The sequence below is a fragment of the Pseudactinotalea sp. Z1732 genome (genome assembly GCF_049724975.1).
In the GTDB taxonomy this organism is placed as follows: domain Bacteria; phylum Actinomycetota; class Actinomycetes; order Actinomycetales; family Beutenbergiaceae; genus CALKWS01.
Genome location: NZ_JBMPQC010000013.1, coordinates 55,192 through 71,556, shown reverse-complemented (window position 1 = coordinate 71,556; position 16,365 = coordinate 55,192). Strand labels below are relative to the sequence as shown.

Annotated in this window: 15 protein-coding genes; 6 read left to right on the top strand and 9 right to left on the bottom strand. The window is 67.1% G+C overall.

The window, feature by feature from the left end:
- The 3 genes from ACPL7H_RS17115 to ACPL7H_RS17105 all read right to left on the bottom strand — a co-directional run.
- Positions 1-375 (bottom strand): NAD(P)-binding protein (locus ACPL7H_RS17115; RefSeq protein WP_424797992.1); only part of this gene is annotated, 375 nt, incomplete at its 3' end.
- Positions 376-406: 31 nt separating this feature from the next.
- Entirely contained in the window at positions 407-1,234 is an 828-nt protein-coding gene (locus tag ACPL7H_RS17110; protein ID WP_424797991.1) for a glycosyltransferase, read from the bottom strand.
- Positions 1,231-3,249, bottom strand: a complete 2,019-nt coding sequence (locus tag ACPL7H_RS17105) for an NAD-dependent epimerase/dehydratase family protein (protein WP_424797990.1) — start codon at positions 3,247-3,249, stop codon at positions 1,231-1,233. The genes ACPL7H_RS17110 and ACPL7H_RS17105 overlap by 4 nt, the downstream gene beginning before the upstream one ends.
- Positions 3,250-3,576: 327 nt before the next feature.
- Between ACPL7H_RS17105 and ACPL7H_RS17100 the strand changes: the two genes are divergently transcribed.
- The 3 genes from ACPL7H_RS17100 (at position 3,577) to ACPL7H_RS17090 (ending at position 7,614) form a co-directional block, all read left to right on the top strand.
- The gene (locus ACPL7H_RS17100) at positions 3,577-4,839 is read left to right on the top strand and encodes an LCP family protein (RefSeq protein WP_424797989.1); all 1,263 of its coding nucleotides are present in this window, start codon (positions 3,577-3,579) and stop codon (positions 4,837-4,839) included.
- Positions 4,836-6,206, top strand: coding sequence for an LCP family protein (locus tag ACPL7H_RS17095; RefSeq protein WP_424797988.1), 1,371 nt, complete (start codon positions 4,836-4,838; stop codon positions 6,204-6,206). Before ACPL7H_RS17100 ends, ACPL7H_RS17095 begins: the two co-directional genes overlap by 4 nt.
- Positions 6,207-6,645: 439 nt before the next feature.
- On the top strand, positions 6,646-7,614 hold the full coding sequence (locus ACPL7H_RS17090) for an LCP family protein (protein WP_424797987.1): 969 nt from the start codon (positions 6,646-6,648) through the stop codon (positions 7,612-7,614).
- Between the two features lie 9 nt (positions 7,615-7,623).
- Here the strand turns inward: ACPL7H_RS17090 and ACPL7H_RS17085 are convergent, their stop codons facing one another.
- Positions 7,624-9,102 (bottom strand): hypothetical protein, encoded by a 1,479-nt coding sequence (locus ACPL7H_RS17085; protein ID WP_424797986.1) that lies wholly within the window; start codon positions 9,100-9,102, stop codon positions 7,624-7,626.
- A 245-nt stretch (positions 9,103-9,347) separates the two neighbouring features.
- Here ACPL7H_RS17085 and ACPL7H_RS17080 point away from each other — a divergent pair, with 245 nt between their 5' ends.
- Both ACPL7H_RS17080 and ACPL7H_RS17075 read left to right on the top strand, forming a co-directional pair.
- Complete coding sequence (locus tag ACPL7H_RS17080; RefSeq protein WP_424797985.1) at positions 9,348-9,767, top strand: CoA-binding protein; 420 nt, start codon at positions 9,348-9,350, stop codon at positions 9,765-9,767.
- Between the two features lie 117 nt (positions 9,768-9,884).
- Positions 9,885-10,928 carry a serine hydrolase domain-containing protein gene (locus tag ACPL7H_RS17075; protein ID WP_424797984.1) on the top strand — a complete coding sequence of 348 codons (1,044 nt, stop codon included), beginning with the start codon at positions 9,885-9,887 and terminating at the stop codon, positions 10,926-10,928.
- A 134-nt stretch (positions 10,929-11,062) separates the two neighbouring features.
- On the opposite strand, the gene ACPL7H_RS17070 is transcribed toward ACPL7H_RS17075, so the two are convergent.
- From ACPL7H_RS17070 to ACPL7H_RS17060, 3 genes are all read right to left on the bottom strand, one after another.
- On the bottom strand, positions 11,063-11,788 hold the full coding sequence (locus tag ACPL7H_RS17070) for an amino acid ABC transporter ATP-binding protein (RefSeq protein WP_424797983.1): 726 nt from the start codon (positions 11,786-11,788) through the stop codon (positions 11,063-11,065).
- On the bottom strand, positions 11,785-12,456 hold the full coding sequence (locus ACPL7H_RS17065; protein ID WP_424797982.1) for an amino acid ABC transporter permease: 672 nt from the start codon (positions 12,454-12,456) through the stop codon (positions 11,785-11,787). The genes ACPL7H_RS17070 and ACPL7H_RS17065 overlap by 4 nt, the downstream gene beginning before the upstream one ends.
- A gap of 69 nt (positions 12,457-12,525) precedes the next feature.
- On the bottom strand, positions 12,526-13,350 hold the full coding sequence (locus ACPL7H_RS17060) for a transporter substrate-binding domain-containing protein (RefSeq protein ID WP_424797981.1): 825 nt from the start codon (positions 13,348-13,350) through the stop codon (positions 12,526-12,528).
- Positions 13,351-13,511: 161 nt separating this feature from the next.
- On the opposite strand from ACPL7H_RS17060, the gene ACPL7H_RS17055 reads away from it, so the two are divergent.
- Positions 13,512-13,970, top strand: a complete 459-nt coding sequence (locus ACPL7H_RS17055; RefSeq protein ID WP_424797980.1) for a TY-Chap domain-containing protein — start codon at positions 13,512-13,514, stop codon at positions 13,968-13,970.
- A gap of 87 nt (positions 13,971-14,057) precedes the next feature.
- On the opposite strand, the gene ACPL7H_RS17050 is transcribed toward ACPL7H_RS17055, so the two are convergent.
- A complete protein-coding gene (locus tag ACPL7H_RS17050; protein ID WP_424797979.1) occupies positions 14,058-14,849 on the bottom strand; it encodes a glycerophosphodiester phosphodiesterase in 792 nt (263 codons plus the stop codon).
- A complete protein-coding gene (locus tag ACPL7H_RS17045) occupies positions 14,846-16,246 on the bottom strand; it encodes an extracellular solute-binding protein (RefSeq protein WP_424797978.1) in 1,401 nt (466 codons plus the stop codon). The genes ACPL7H_RS17050 and ACPL7H_RS17045 overlap by 4 nt, the downstream gene beginning before the upstream one ends.
- Positions 16,247-16,365: the final 119 nt, after the last annotated feature.

Below are 16,365 nucleotides of genomic sequence, written 5' to 3'. Positions count from 1 at the left end.
GGCTTGATCGCGAAGAAGTTCGCGTGCCGAGTCCGGGCTGTGTGCGGCGCGGAAGAACTGGTTGATGGTGCCCAGGTTAATCGGCATCGGATACACCTCACCGCGGTGCGTCGTGTAGACATGGTGCACGTAGTCAGTGAACGCGGTAAACCTGTTGACGTACTCCCAGATCCGTTCGTTCGAAGTGTGGAAGAGATGTGCGCCGTACCGGTGCACCTCGATTCCCGTGCTCTCCTCGGCTTCGGAGTACGCGTTTCCGCCGATGTGTGGTCGCCGGTCGATCACCTTCACCCGCAACCCAAATTCTCTGGCACATCGTTCGGCAACGGTGAGTCCGAAGAACCCGGATCCCACCACCAGGAGGTCGGTGGTCATAGCGTCTCCTATCATTGAACCGGCAAGTACTTCAGTGGCGAGCGATCAGTGCGGGGTATGCCCACCTGCGTATGGCATCCGGGACCAGCCGGTAACCCGTGCGCTGGGCAATGTTGCGCACCATTTGCGCTCTGGAGGTAAGACCGAGACGGCGTAGGCGCCTTTGGAGGACCCAATCCGAACGGAGGGGCTGCCATCCACCCCGACGCGCGAAGAGTTCGTCGCCCGTGCGGTAGCGCACCAGCGCCTCGCGGACATTTCTTGCCGTGGCACCGGCAGCGAGCATCCGCGCGAACAGCCAGTAGTCCTCCATGAACGGGAGGTCCTCGTAGCCGCCGGCCGCCATGACCGCCGATCGCCGGAAGACCACCGTGGGGTGGTTAAACGGGTTGTGGAAGGAGGCGTACCGCAGAATCGCCGCGGTACTTTCCGGTCGGGGACGAATAGGCCCGAGAGACCCGTCCGCGCTATCGAACTCCTGCATCGCACTTCCCACTAGGTCCAGTCCGTCCGCCACAAGCGGCACCTGGACAGCGAATCGGCTCGGCACCGAGATGTCGTCGGCATCGGCTCTGGCTATCACGTCGTACGAACACCGCTGAAGACCTGCCTGCAAGGCAGCCGCCAGGCGAACATTCGTCGGCAGTTCGTGATGGAGAACCGGGACATGGCGCTGCGCGGTGGCGCTCCTGATCGCCTCCGCGAGGGCGCCGGGCACCGGCCCGTCCTGTACGAGGATGACTTCGCTGGGGCGCAACTCCTGCTCCACGGTGGCTGAATCAAAGGCCCGCAGGAAGTGATCGGCGCGGTCGCCAGCGTAGACAGGCAGTAGCACACTGAACTGCAGATCCCGGCTCATACCTGTGCGGATCCCGCGGCGGCGCGCTCAACCAACCGAACGTCATCGGTCACCTCGCCCATCCCATCGAGGACGGTTGCGGTCGGTTTCGGAGATGTCGTGATCCCCTTCCAGAAGCCACGAATACCGGACTTCACCACAGCCGCTCGCTGCGGCGCAAACAACAACGTCCGTACCCAACCAACAGCAGCAGATCCGCCGTACAGTAGGCGCTCCCAAACCCGCAGGCCGGGGGAGCGAGTCAGCAACCAGATCTTGTTACGCACCTCGTAGTAGAAGCGCTGGCCCGGGTTGTTCTGCCAGGAGGCGAACTCAGCGGTGCGATGCTCCACCACGCTCCCGGCCACCTGTAATCCCACACCCTCCCGCAGCAACCTGCTGGAGTACTCGGTGTCGTCACCCCAGATGAAGTAGTCCGCAAGTGGTAAACCGTGCCGGCGAGCCTCTTGCCCGCGGATCAGGATCGAGACGAAGGATGCTGTTCGGATCACCCGCGAATTCGCGGCAGCGGCGTTCCGTCGGTCCGTCGCCGGACCCCCGACTCGCTCGCGCGAGACGTTCATCGGGTGCACACGACCGTCGGTCCAGACCGCCCTGCTACTGAGGACACTCAGGTCACGCGGAAAGGCCAGGGATACCTTGAGTAGTTCCTCGAGGGCCCCGGGTCCGGGGATCGTGTCATCGTCCATCAGCCACAACCAGTCAGGCGAGTGGCGCGCTAGGGCTCGCGCCATTCCGGCGGCGAACCCGCCGGCTCCGCCGACGTTACGAGGCAAGGTCATGACATCTGCACCCAGGCGATGGGACCGAGCCACCTCGCCTGAGCCGTCGGTCGAGTTGTTATCGATGACGACGACGGCAGCCGGGCCAACCCGCTGCTCAGCCAGTGCGTCCAAGCAGTGGCGCAGCAGTTCAGCGCGGTTGTAAGTAACCACGACGGCCGCCACACGCGGTGTTCGTTCCGAGGACGTGCGCCGGACGATACCCTCCGGGGGCAGGTGCACCACCGGATCTGCCCTCCGTCCGGACTTCCGGTACCAGCGCACCGTGCGCCGCAGTCCTTCCGTCAGGGATACCGACGGCGCAAAGCCCGTCTGGCGAATGCGTTCTGCGGCGAACCTGGTTTCCATGCCGGCAAGTTTCCTGATCCGCTCGGACGTGATCGGGAGGTTTCGCCCGGTAACCCGTGCCACGAGGTCGAACGGGCTAGCGGCAAGGACGGTCAGGCCCAGCGGGAGCCACAGTCGCGGCTGGCGCCGACCCAACTCTGCATAGATCCGGCCAACCACCTCGCGGGAGGTCAAATCGGGCTCATCGACGTAGTTGTAGACCTCGAACGGGCCCGTATCTTCCTGTGGTGGGGCGCCCCAGAGGTGCTGGACGGCGGCGACGAGATTCTCGACGTAGCACATCGACTTGCGGTTAGCACCGGATCCCACTGGGAGAAAAGTTCGCCGATGAATCTGCTGAATAAGACGGAAGACATTCGCGAAATTCCCCGGCCCGAACACCACAGCCGGGCGGATTATCAAGGCACGACGCCCCTCGACAGTTGACTCCCATTCCAGGTAGATCTGTTCGGCACCGAGTTTGGTTCGCCCATAGTCGTTGACTGGAGCCGGGACAGAGTGCTCGTCCGGCACCCCGTCCTGCACACCATAGACAGCAACGGTGGAGAAGAAGCACAGATTGGTGATGTCGTGGTGCTCCATCGCAGCGCAGACCGAACGGGCGCCTCCAATGTTCACTGATTCGAAGGTGCCGCTATCGATCCCGAAGTCATGGTGAGCCGCCGCAAGGTTGAGAACCGCAGTGCACCCTGTCATGGCTTCGGTCAGCGCTGTGGTGTCGCGGACGTCGCCGATAAAGGTGTCCTCCCCGGACGGATCTGGGAAGAGGTCGAACCGCACGAAATCGATGCCGGCGGAACTCAACGCCTGTTGCACATAGACCCCCACAAAGCCCGAACTGCCAACCACGAGAACGCGATCTTGAGGGCCCAAGACGTTGCTCACCGTATACATCCTCTCCGTCGACCAACGTTCCCTACCCGCTCACGTGCGTCCGTGTCGCATCGAACCACCGCCCCGCTGCCTAACGTACGGTCGCGCTGCACTCGCTTGACAGGTACCCATTGTGCTGGCTGCGCCTAACTACGCCAAAACCTGCTCCGATGACCGGGCACCTCTGGAGGAATAGGTTGCCCTATACACCTGTCGCTCCATAGACCCTGTGGCCCGTCCCTCACCTGTGACTCACCTCACCACCTTCCACAGAACCTCCTCTCGACGATCCCCCCTTATCCCCCCTTACCGGCCTGTTTATGCCTACCATTTGATGCGATGCCTTTCTCCTTCCCTGCCCGCGGCCAGGACGCGGTGCGCCGGCACGCGGCTCAGCGCCCCGGGCGCCGCGGCCGCTACTTGGCTGCGCTCGCCCTCAGCGGTTTGCTCGCCTTCACTGGGGCTGGGATGGTGCTGGCCTACCAAAGCGTGCAGAGCCGGGTGGCCACCCACGATCTGGATGAGATTCTCGGCCGGGGCGATGGTGCCGGCCACGCCAGTGGCAGCGACGACGACGCCGCGCCCGATGACCCCCTGAGCGGGCGCGCATACAACGTGATGCTGATGGGCTCGGATGCCCGCAACTCCGACAACGAGGACGACTACGGCTTCGCCGGCGGTATGCGCTCCGACACGAACCTCATCGTGCATGTGGCCGCGGACCGGTCCCGGGTGGACGTGGTCTCCATCCCCCGTGACCTGCTGGTGGACGTACCCAGTTGCCCGTTGCCGGACGGGCGACAGACCGCCCCGATGTCCGCCGGGTCCGACGACAACGGCACCCGGTTCAACGCCGCGTTCGCCTACGGCGGCCAGACCGGCGATGTCGCCTACGCCGCCGCCTGCACCATCCTGACCACCGAGGCGATGACGGGACTGCACATCGATGACTTCGTAGTGGTGGACTTCGAAGGCTTCGTAGAGGTAATCGACGCGATCGGCGGGGTACAGATGTGCTTCGACGAAGATATTGATGCCCCCAAGGCCAGGCTGCAGATCCACGCCGGCTGCCACCGCCTCGCCGGCGACACCGCCCTGGGTGTCGCCAGAGCCCGGGTGGGTGTCGATGACGGCTCCGACATCTCCCGGATAGAGCGCCAGCAGCAACTCTTCGGCGCCATCGCCGATGAGGTGCTCGGGTCCAATCTAGTCACGGACACCCCGGCGCTCTTCCGGTTCCTGCAGGCCACGGCCTCGGCGATGACCACCAGCGAACGGATCGGCAACCTGACAACCATGGGCGGACTGGCCTACTCCCTGCGGCACCTCGACACCAGCCACGTCACCTTCGCCACCGTCCCCTTCGACTGGGCCGGCAACGTGGTGGTCCAGAACGCGGATGGCGAACCGCTGTGGCAGTCCCTCCGCGACGACGAGCCGATGGTGCTACCCCAGGCCGACGACGAACCCCGCTCGGGCGATGAGGGGCCGGCGGATCAGGAGGCACCCGCGGACGGTCCCGCCGACCGTGACACCGATGAGGGCAGTCTGGAGGCCCGGACCAACGGGGCCGACGATCTGCTCGCCGGCGCGCGGGTATGAGCCAGCCCCCACGGCCCTCCGGCCGGCCGCGGGTCAACCCTCGACACGCCGCACTCCGCCGTCGTCGCGGGCGGGCCCGCCCGGGTGGGCCTGCCGCAGCCGCGGTCTTTGCCGCGGCCACCAACGCCTCCCCCACCACCCCCGGCTCCATCCGGCACGCCGCCGCGCGCGAGCAGCGCCGGCACGTTGCACTGGTGGCGTTGCTGGCGCTGGGGATGTTCGTGACCTCCGGGGTGGCCTGGGCCTACCGGGACCTGGACTCCAACATCCAAACCCATGACATCGACGACCTGCTCGGGGACGAGCGTCCAGAACCCCTCGAGGCTCCGGACCCGGAGGATCCCCACGCCGGCCAGGCCCTGAACGTGCTGCTGGTGGGCACCGATGACCGTTCCGGGGAGAACTTCGAGATCGGCGGGAGCACCACCCCCGGAGTGCGTTCGGACACCGTGATCGTGGCCCACGTCAGCGCCGACCGGGATCGGGTGGAGATGATCTCGATCCCCCGGGACTCCTGGGTCACGGTGCCTTCCTGCGAACTGCCCGACGGCACCGACACCAACCCCCGGGAGGGCAAGTTCAACGCCGCCTTCGAGATCGGCGGGCAGACCGGCGACGTGGGGTATGCCGCCGCATGCACGATCCGCGCCGTGGAGGCGCTGACGAACGTGCGCATGGACGGATTCATCGCGGTGGATTTCGTTGGATTCATTGACGTGGTGGACGCCCTCGGCGGGGTGCCGTACTGCGTACCCGAACCGATCAGTGACCGCCAGGCAGACATCGAACTCGAGGCCGGTGAGCAGGTTCTCGACGGCGAGCAGGCGCTGGGCTATGCCCGGGTGCGCAAGAGCCTGGGCGATGGCAGTGACATCCAACGCATCGACCGCCAGCAGGATCTGCTGGCCGCAACCGCACGGCATGTGCTGGACCAGAACCTGCTCACCGACGCCGGCAAACTCTACGCGTTCCTGGACGCGGCGACGTCCTCAGTGACCGCCTCGCGTGACTTCGGGTCGATCTCGGCACTCAGCGGCCTGGCCTACGCGCTACGCCACATCGACCTGGGTGAGATCACCTTCGCCACCGTCCCGGTGGTGGGCCGCGGCGATGGCGCGAACGTGGTGTGGACCGACGAGGCCACCGAACTCTGGGAAGCCATCGCCGCCGACCAGCCCCTGCACGTGACCGAGGAGCAGGAAGAGGAACTCATGGGTGCAGACGCCGACGACGGCGCCACCGCGACAGAGGGCACCGATGTCGATGGGGCGGACGCCGACACCGACTCCACCTCCCCCGATGACGGCTCCACCGGGCCTACGCTCGATGGGTCCACAGCCGAACAGCAGAACGGACCATGCGGGTAAGCCGATGAGCCAGACGCCCCCTGAGGGAACATCACGTGGCGCCAGTTCCGGACGCCGTCCGGGCAGGCGCCCACCCGGCGCCTCCCGTGCCCGCCGAGGCGGTCCGGCCCAGCCACTCGAGGCTGAAGCGGCCGGCGTTTCCGGAAGTGCGGGTGCACCTGGGGGTGGACGCGGACCGGCCCGGCGCCCACCCAGTTTCGCGCCGCGGTCACCCGCGGTACCGGGTGATCCGGGGCGGGCCGGCTCAGGCCAGGGTTACAGGCGTGGCGGTTCCGACCAGGGCGACCCGCCGCCGTCGATCCCGCCGGGGGGTCGGCCACCGGCCGGACCTGATCGCACCCGGGTGATGCCGGCAGACCACCCCGCCGGTCAGCAGGCGAGCCACCGGCCCGCGGCAGCGCCGCCGTCCTCGGTCCCTCCCTCTCAGCCTCCCACCCCGGTGGCACCTCGCGGTGGGCGCCCGCGCCGCCGTCGCCGGGGCCGGGGAGTGCTCCTGGCGTTCGTGCTGTTGCTGGTGCTGATCCTGGCCTGGCCGGTGGGCCTGCTGATCTGGGCGAACGGCAAGATCCAGCACGTGGACGCCGGGGAGTCCTCCCTCAGCACCGCCGGGACCACCTACCTGCTGGCCGGGTCGGACTCGCGCGACGACGATGAGAACTTCACCCACGACCCCACCGAGGGTCAGCGTGCGGACACGATCATGATCCTGACGGTGCCCCCGAGTGGAAACACCTCGCTGATCTCCCTGCCGCGGGACACGTACATGGAGATCCCCGGGCACGGCTGGAACAAACTCAACGCCGCCTACTCCTGGGGCGGGCCCGAGTTGCTGCGCGCCAGCGTGGAGTCCCTGACCGGCATCGAGGTGGACCACTACGTCGAGATCGGCATGGGTGGTCTGGCGAACGTGGTCGACGCCGTGGGCGGGGTGGAGTTGTGCCTGGACTACGACGTCTCCGACCGGGACTCCCGGCTGGAGTGGGAGGCCGGGTGCCACATCTCCGACGGTGACACGGCGCTGGCCTTTGCCCGGATGCGCGCGGCGGACCCAATGGGTGACATCGGGCGCACCCTGCGCCAGCAGCAGGTGATCCAGGCCATCACGTCCACCGTGGCCGACCCCGCCCTGGCGGTGCGGCCGGGCCAGCAGGTGGACCTGCTGGAGTCGGGCCTGGGGGCGCTGTACGTCTCGGAGAACAGCAACATCATCGACCTGGGCCGGATGGCTCTGGCCTTTCGCAATGCCACCGGCCCGGACGGAGTGCGCGGGGCCCCGCCGATCGCCTCGATGAATCACCGCCCCGGTGGGGTGGGCTCCACCGTGCTGCTGGAGGACCATTACCCCGCCTTCTTCGCCTCCGTGGCCGATGGCACCGTCGAGCAGGGCGACGTCGACGGCGACGACTGATAGCAGGGATTACGTTACGACTGGCGCTGGACCATCCTGGACCGGGTGCTGGCCCTGGGCCCGGTGCACCATTCTGTCGATGATCGCCGCCGCGACGTCGTTGGGCTGGCCGTAGGCGGGGTAGTGGTGGATCGACAGGTTCGCGTTGGCGTTCAGTTCCAGGATGATCGCTCCGGCCGGGTCCTGCGGCGCGTTCACCATCAGATCGACACCAGCCACTCTCAAGCCCGGAACCACACGAACGGCTTCCACAGCGATCCTCTTCAACTCCGGATGCATCGAGGAGGTGACGTCGACGGACTCTCCGCCCTGGTGAATGTTCCCCACATTGTTCAGCAGTACCACCGACCCTTCGGCAGGAACCGAGTCTCCGCTGATGCCCATCTTCCGGAGGTAGTGGTGGTCCACGACGATCGGGGTTCGCCCATGGTAGTCATTCAGACTCCGACGCTCAGCCTTGATGGCGAGCAGTTGGGTGATGGAGGAAACCCCGTCACCGATCACGTAGGCAGGTACCCGCGATGCCGCAGCGACCACCTGGTCCTCGACGACGAACGCGCGGATGTCCAACCCGGAGATCTGTTCCTCGACCACGATGCGATCTCGCCGACTCGTCGCCTCCTTCGCCTTGGTCCACGCCTGCCTGAACTCCTCCTCGTTGCTGATTCCGGTGGAGATTCCCCTGCCGGCCCGTCCCCCTGAAGGCTTGATGACCGCGTCGCGGCCGAGCCGGTACAGGTACGCCAGCCCTTCGGAGGCCCCGTCAGCAGCGAACGTGGCTCCCCGCGCCATCGGAAGGCCATGACGCTCCAGCACGACTCTCGTCGCATGCTTCGAGGCGCAGATCTGAGTCGCGAAGTAACTCGCCAGCGATGTGGTCAGCCGGCTCATCCCGCCCACGGGCTCACCGTCGAGCAGGAAGTGGATGAGGTCTCCCGATCGGACGACCTCGAGCCCTCGTTCTCGAGCCGCTGTCACGATCGACTCCTTGTGCCCAGGCGCTGTCGGATACTCGTTGAACTCCGCGCCGGTGCCCACCACTCGACTCTCGATGAAGTCGGCGACGAGTTCTGCCGTACGGGCTCTCGGGCCTGACTCGTTCACCACGCCGGCGGCCAAGGAGGAGGTTCCGACCTGCTCGAGCGGGTCCTGGCTCTCCGGGTCCGGGTGGAAAGCATCCGAGATCGCTCCGGTCGCGGATTGGACCTCGAAGGCAGATCGCTCTCGTTCCGCCTTAGGCCCGATGCGCGCCAGCATCCGCTCCAAGCCGCGCACCTCACGGTGGCGCTTCAGCCTCTCCAGATGCTGACTACGAAGTCCCGCCAGCACTTTCAAACCGATCAGGGCGAGTGATCCGGAGTAGAGCACGAGCGCGAGGTGTTGCAGGATCCCCCAGCCTGCGACCTTCTCGATGGTCAGCAGCAGCGTGCCGCCGCCGACCAGGCTCACGAAGACCAGCCCGGCCCTCGACCGGAGCGCTTGCAGCATCCCAGTTCCTCTCTTCATGAATTAGCAGTGAATCAGTCGGCAACAACCGGTGTGAGGACGAGTTCGGCCGCGACTCCTCCGGCGACGATACCCGCGGCCCGTGCACGATCGGCGCCGATACGACGGCCATGCGGGATCCGGTATGCCGCTCCACATGGCCCAGATGCATGGGCTCACCGAGCACCCCGCGGTGACCAACGATCAACCGCGCTGCCGGGCGCGGGCAGGTGTGCTTGAGTAGATCCATGGCCCATACCAACGACGTCGACGTCATCCGCCGGTTGCTCACCACTCCTGGCCGGTGGGCAGTGGTGGGGCTGTCCACCAACACCGGCCGGGCGGCCTTCGGCGTCTCGGCCTACCTGCAACAAGGGCTCGGGATGGAGATCGTGCCGGTGCACCCCAAGGCCGAGACGGTGCACGGCCAGGCCGGCTACACCAGACTCGATGAGGTGCCCGGGGACATCGACGTGGTGGACGTCTTCGTCAACTCCACGCGCGCCGGGGACGTGGTGGACCAGGCCATCGCCCGCGGCGCCAAGGCGGTCTGGCTACAACTTGGCGTTATCGACGAGGCCGCGGCCGAGCGGGCCACCGCTGCCGGCTTGGACGTGGTGATGGACACCTGTCCGGCCATTGAGGGCCCACGCCTCGGGTTGGACTAGAGCCGAACCTCCTGCATGCCGGCGGCAGATCTCACCTAGGTTGCGCAGCCCGCTCCCCGCCCACCGATCCGGGCCGCCCGCGCTCGCCGTCCGCCATTACCCATAACCTGAGGTCCCATGGACACTGACTCGCTGCACGCCGCCCTGACCGACCTGGCCCGGAAGGGCGAGTTCTCCGGGACGGTGCGCATCGACTCGGCCGACCGCACCCTGTTCGAGGGTGCCTACGGCCCGGCGTCCTACACCTGGAACGTCCCGGCCACGATGAGCACCCGGTACGACTGCGCCTCGGTCACCAAACTCTTCACCGCGGTGGCCACCCTGCAACAGGTCGCAGCCGGCGCCTTCACGCTGCAGACCTCCGCGATCGACTACCTCGGCCTGACCGGCACCACCATCTCCCCCGCCGTCACGGTGCACCACCTGCTCTCCCACACCTCCGGCATCGGTGACGACGCCGATGAGGAGGCCGGGGAGTCCTACGAGGCGCTCTGGGTGGACACCCCGAACTACTCGGTGCGTCAGACCGCCGATTTCCTGCCGAACTTCGTCAACAAACCCGCCAACTTCGCCCCCGGCAAGGGTGCGCGGTACTGCAACGTCTCCTACATCCTGCTCGGGCTGATGATCGAGAAGGCCACGGGGCGCTCCTACCGCGACTACGTCGTCGAACACGTCTTCGGCCCGGCCGGGATGAGCCGCGCGGGATTCTTCGCCATGGACCGGGTGGTCCCCGACGTCGCCGAAGGCGTGGAAGCCGACGACGGCGGGTGGCGGCGCAACATCTATTCCTACCCACCGATCGGGTCACCGGACGGCGGCGCGCACGTGTGCGCAGCAGATCTGCTCGCCTTCCACCGCGCCCTGCGCGCCGGTGAACTGTTGCCGGCCGAACTCGCCGAGGCCATGATCACCCCGCATGCGACCCACTCGGTGGACCCCGAGAACGGCGTCGTCCACGCGATGGGCTACGGGTTCGAGATCTCCACCGACCCCGGCGCCGTGGTGCGTTCCTACTGGAAGGAGGGCGTCAACACCGGGGCCAGCGCGATGCTGCGGCACTACCCGGGCGCCGCCGTCACCGTGGCGGTGCTGAGCAACCTCGAGGACGGGGTCTGGGAACCGGTGGACCTGATCAACGATGCCGTGCAGTCGCTCTAACCGGTATCGCGTCGACCCTGGCACCCGCTGACTTCGCGCCATCGGGACCGAGTGAGCGCCAAACGCCGTGCGCGTTCGGTCCAGAATCCGCGAAGTCAGCCTCGGCCGGCCAACTCAGAGCACCGGACCGGCGCTCACAGGACCTTGTTGAGAAAGGCCCGGGTGCGTTCGTGCTGCGGGTTGTCGAAGATCTCCTGCGGGGAGCCCTCTTCCACCAGGACGCCGCCGTCCATGAAGAGGACGCGGTCGCCGACCTCGCGGGCGAAGCCCATCTCGTGGGTGACCACCACCATCGTCATCCCCTCGAGTGCCAGGTCCTTCATCACGGCCAGCACCTCACCGACCAGTTCGGGGTCAAGGGATGAGGTCGGCTCATCGAACAGCATGATCTTGGGTTCCATGGCCAGCGCCCGGGCGATCGCCACCCGCTGTTGCTGCCCGCCCGACAGGCTCCCGGGGTAGGCGTTCTCCTTCTCCTCCAGCCCGACCTTCTTCAGCAGGGCTCGCCCGCGGTCCCGGGCCGCAGCCTTGCTGAGCCGGCGCACCTTCATCGGGGCGAGCATGATGTTCTCGATCACCGACTTGTGCGGGAACAGATTGAACTGTTGGAACACCATGCCGATCTCGGCGCGCACGGCGTCGATCTTGACCCGGCGATCGGTGAGGGAGTGCCCGTCGATCACCACCTCGCCACTGGTGACCTCCTCGAGCAGGTTCAGGCACCGCAAGAAGGTGCTCTTACCCGAGCCCGAGGGCCCGATCACGCAGACGACCTCCTGCTCGGCGACGCTGCAGTTGATCCCGGCGAGGACCTCGTGATCACCGAAGGACTTGTGCAGGTCCGTGACGTCAATGATCATGCCCGGCGCTCCAAACGCTTCTCGATACCTCGTAGGACGATCGACAGGGTGAGTGTGATCGCGAGGTAGAACGCTGCCACGGTTGTGTAGATCTCCACGGCGTTGAAGTGGTTCGCCACCACGAGCCGGCCCTGGAAGATGAGTTCGGGAACCAGGATCACCGAAAGCAGCGAGGTGTCCTTGATGCTGATGATGAACTGGTTGCCCAGCGGTGGGATCATCCGTTTGAACGCCTGGGGCCAGATCACATGACGCATCGTGGTGCGGGCGTCCAGTCCCAGGGACCGGCCGGCCTCGTTCTGACCCTTGTCGATGGACTGCACGGCACCGCGCACGATCTCGGCGATGTAGGCCCCGGAGTTGAGGGCGATCACGATGATGCCCGCCACCACCGAGGGCAGGGTGTAGGCGATGATCAGCGGCAGGGCGAAGTAGATCCAGATGGCCTGGACCAGCACCGGGGTTCCGCGGATCGCCTCGACGTAGATGATGGCGATCCAGTTAATCACCTTGAATCGGCTCAGCCGGCCCAGGCCCGCGATCGCCCCCAGGACGAACCCGATCGCCAGGCCGCCCACCGAGACCAGCAGCGTGTAGTACAGCCCTCGCGTGAGGGCCGGCAGGAACTCGACGACCCCTGCCCAGTTGAAGCCGAATATGGCGTCCATGCGCGGTGTGCCTTCCGTCAAAAGGCGGGTGCTCGGTGAGCACCCGCCTTTCGGAACGTGGTGGGAGGGTCAGTCGGCCGATGCCGCCAGTTCATCCAGCCACTCCGGCTGCTCGCCGAACCAGGACTCGTAGATCTCGGCGTAGGTGCCGTCGTCGATCATGGTCGCGATCGCCTCGTTCATCGCCTCGACCAATGCCTCGTTGCCCTGGGTGACGGCGATGCCATAATCCTGGGCCTCGAGCAGCTCACCGGTCACCCGCAGGCTGTCCTCACCGGCGGTGGCGACGTAGTACTCCACGTTCGGAGCGTCATAGAGAATGGCGTCCGAGCCGCCGCCCTCCACCGACAGGTAGGCCTGGTCCAACTGCTCGTAGGTGTTGGCCGTGGCTCCCTCGATGTTCTGCTCGATGTAGTCCGCGCTCGTGGAACCCAGCCGGGTGGCGATCGTGAGGTCCTCGAGGTCCTCCACGCCCTGGATCTGCTCGTCATCGACCGGAGCGGCGATGCGCAGGCCCGACTTGTAGTACGGGCTGGTGTAGTCGATGACCTGGGCACGCTCGTCGGTGATGGTGATGCCGGCGATCGCGATGTCGAATGAACCGGTCTGCAGGCCCGGGATGATCCCGTCGAAGTTGGTCGTCTCCAGTTGGACGTCGAACCCGACCTCGTCGGCGATGTGGTTGATCATGTCCATGTCGAAGCCGACGTACTCACCACCCTCTTCGAAGGCGAAGGGCACGAACGAGGTGTCCGATGCGACCACGTAGGTGTCCTCCAGGTCGGCGTCGGCGCCGCCGTTGCCGCCGTCGTCTCCGCATGCCGCCAGACCGAGAGCCAGCGCCGACACGCCGATCAGGGAGAGGGTCGTCCTTTGCCGATTCTTGTTCGTCACGTGGCGCCTTTCAGCCAATATCTGCGTTTTGGGACAAGAATCGAGCATACATGGCCCCCGAACGTCCCTTGCCGGAGGAGACCGGGGTGCCCTTCCGGTGGTCACAGCCCTCTCCGTCCTCGGTGGCCGCGGCGCCCACCGGCCCGCATTAGGCTGCTCGGATGGACCCGTGGAGCGAGTTCGAGAGCGAACTCAACAACCGGTGCCGCGCTCTGGCGGACGGCACGTTCTTCATCGTCGAGGGCCCGGCGCGCACCAAGGAGCGCATCGCCGGGCTGTTCGGCCGGAAGCGGCGCACCCAGGAGGTGCACCTGTTCGCCCAGTACCTGCGGATGGGCAACGTGCTCTACGCCGAACTGGTCGGTGGTTCGCACGTAGGCGGGGACTTCCCCTGGACCGACGCCGAGGACGCCGCCCTGCGCCGGCTGGGCTGGCAGGCCCCCGAGGCGGAGAAGGCGGCCCCGATGTATGGCGCCTACTTCCCTGCCCAGGCTCCCGCCGAGACCGACCTGTACCTGCCCGGCACCCTGGGTGAGGAGGCCGCCGCACTGGTGACGCACTCCCTGATGGAGGTCGCCGGCGTCGGGCACCCCCGGGAGTTGCGGATCACCACCACCTGAACGGACCCCCCCGAAACTGGGGCGTTCCCCAGACCCTGCCGGGAAGTCAACCCGGCAGAGTCCGGGGTTCGTCCGCCCTCCGAGGGTTCAGGGCCCGTCCCGGTAGTCCAAGAACCTGCGCAACCGGTCGGGGCGGTCGGTGATGATCCCGTCCACGCCCGCAGCCACCAACCGTTCCCACTGGGCCACCTCGTTGGCGGTCCACACCATGACCTGCAGCCCGGCCCGGTGCGCGCGGGTCACCAGGCCGGGATCCGCCAGCACCCGGGTGAACGCGGGGTTGCACGCCACCGCACCCAGGTGCCGGCTGAGGGTGACGACCTCATCGTCGAACCGTGAACTCAGGAACCCCGGCCGCACGTCCGGGGTCGCCCGGCGAACCGTGGTGAGAACGTCCGGGAAGAAACTCTGCACGAGCACCCGGTCGGCCAGGCCGGCCGCCTTCAGATCGGACAGGACCTGCCCCAGCGGCCCGGCCAGCCAGGGGTCCTTGAACTCCAGCAGCAACTCGGTGCCCGGGGAGCGCACTAAGAGATCCAGGATGTCCCCGAACAGGGGGATCCGGACTCCGGCGAAGGCAGGGTCGAACCAGGACCCGGCGTCGAACCGGCCGATCTCGGCCGCATCCAGGTCCGCCACCGCTCCACTGGCGTCGGTGGTGCGGTCCACGGTGGCGTCGTGGATCACGACGCCCTCGCCGTCGGCACTGCAGTGCAGGTCGATCTCGATCATGTCCGCCCCACCCCGCACCGCGGCGGCGAAGGCGGGCAGGGTGTTCTCCGGGGCCACCATGGAGTCGCCGCGGTGGGCGATCACCAGCGGGTGGCGCCGCGGCGCCGGGCCCGTGCCCGGCGTCGCGGCCGGCCGGACCGTACTCACAGGTAGGGCTCGACGTTCTCGCTGAAGGCCCGCTCGAGTTGGGCGGCCACGTTGGGGAACACGTCCTCGGCGTCGCTGCCCTGCAGGATGATCTCCTCCAACCCGTCGGTGATGATCTGGTCACCACCGGGGGTGAACACTCGGACCCAGTCCTGGGTGCGGGTGCGCTCGAGCTGGTCCACCGAGGTGCGGAACTGGGGCACCTCCTCATACAACGCACTCATGGTCTCGCCCTCGATCGCGGAGTGGCGCACCGGCATGTACCCGGTGCCGGCGGAGTAGTCCGCGGTGTTCTCCGCGTTGGTGAGGAAGGCCAGGAACATCGCCCCGGCCAGTTGCTGGCCGGGTTCGCGGTCGGCCGCGATGGCGATCCCGGTGCCGCCGGTGGGCACAGTCGGTCCCGGCACCGGACCCTCGGGCAGGAACGCCGCGCCCAACTCGAAGGTCGCGGCCTCCAGGTGCCCGGTCAGGGCACCGGTGGAACCGACCAGGGAGGCGAACATGCCGGCCTGGAAGTCGGCGTTGTTCTGGGCGCTGAACCCGGCGTAGGCGCCGTCACCGTGGTACAAGTCGCGTACGAAGCGCCCGGCGGCGATCGACTCCTCGGTCTCCAGGGTGACGTCCCACTCCTCGCTCATCGCCGCACCCAGGCCCCAGGAGACGTTGGAGTACCACCAGGCCGACCACGACGGGCCGTGGCTGAGCCCCAGTGGCGCGCCCTCACCGGGCACCACGCCCCAGAGCGCCTCGGACCAGCCGGCCAACTCCTCCCAGGTCTCCGGCCCGCGGTCGGGCAGCCCCGCGGCCTCCCACATGTCCCGGTTGTAGTAGAACAGCGGGGTGGAGCGGGCGTAGGGCACCGCGTAGTGCAGGCCTTCGTAGGCGTAGTCCTCGTAGAAGGTGTCCACGAAGTCGTCGGTGTCCACACCCAGGTGCGCGAACAGGTCATCGACGGGGATGATCTGGCCGTTGACGAAGTAGCGGAACCACCACACGTCGCTGGCCCCGACCAGGTCCGGGATCTCCGAGGTGCTCGAGGCGGCCTGGAAGCGCTGGGCGATCTCGTCGTAATTGGCGCCGGCGGTGACCAGTTCCACCTCGATGCCGGTCTCGGCGGTGAAGGCGTCGATCATCGACTGCTCCCACTCCATGGTGTTGCCGGGATGGTTGGACCACCAGGTGATCCGCTCGGCCGGGTCCACCCCGTCCCACTCGGTCTGGGTGGTGTCGGCGCGGGCGGTGTCCCCGCCCACGGAGGGGCCGCCGCCACAGGCGGAGAGCAGGCCGGCGGTCGCGGCCGCCCCACCCAGGGTGAGGACGTTGCGGCGAGAGGGTGTCCAGGTCTCCTTGGTACGTGGGGTCCACAGGGGCGGACGACGACGAGAGGCAGATGACATCAGGGGTTCTCCTTCGAAGAACTCATCGGGGGTGATATCGGTTGGTTCGGGACGGTTCGGAAACGGGGGCGAGAGGCCGCGGGGCGGGAGCGAGGGCAAGAGTCCGCAAGGGGCGCATC

Coding starts and splice junctions, on each gene's coding strand:
- ACPL7H_RS17045 (WP_424797978.1), bottom strand. CDS start 16,246: ATGTCATCTGCCTCTCGTCGTCGTCCGCCCCTGTGGACCCCACGTACC.
- ACPL7H_RS17065 (WP_424797982.1), bottom strand. CDS start 12,456: ATGGACGCCATATTCGGCTTCAACTGGGCAGGGGTCGTCGAGTTCCTG.
- ACPL7H_RS17100 (WP_424797989.1), top strand. CDS start 3,577: ATGCCTTTCTCCTTCCCTGCCCGCGGCCAGGACGCGGTGCGCCGGCAC.
- ACPL7H_RS17055 (WP_424797980.1), top strand. CDS start 13,512: ATGGACCCGTGGAGCGAGTTCGAGAGCGAACTCAACAACCGGTGCCGC.
- ACPL7H_RS17075 (WP_424797984.1), top strand. CDS start 9,885: ATGGACACTGACTCGCTGCACGCCGCCCTGACCGACCTGGCCCGGAAG.
- ACPL7H_RS17095 (WP_424797988.1), top strand. CDS start 4,836: ATGAGCCAGCCCCCACGGCCCTCCGGCCGGCCGCGGGTCAACCCTCGA.
- ACPL7H_RS17085 (WP_424797986.1), bottom strand. CDS start 9,102: ATGCTGCAAGCGCTCCGGTCGAGGGCCGGGCTGGTCTTCGTGAGCCTG.
- ACPL7H_RS17070 (WP_424797983.1), bottom strand. CDS start 11,788: ATGATCATTGACGTCACGGACCTGCACAAGTCCTTCGGTGATCACGAG.
- ACPL7H_RS17080 (WP_424797985.1), top strand. CDS start 9,348: ATGGCCCATACCAACGACGTCGACGTCATCCGCCGGTTGCTCACCACT.
- ACPL7H_RS17110 (WP_424797991.1), bottom strand. CDS start 1,234: ATGAGCCGGGATCTGCAGTTCAGTGTGCTACTGCCTGTCTACGCTGGC.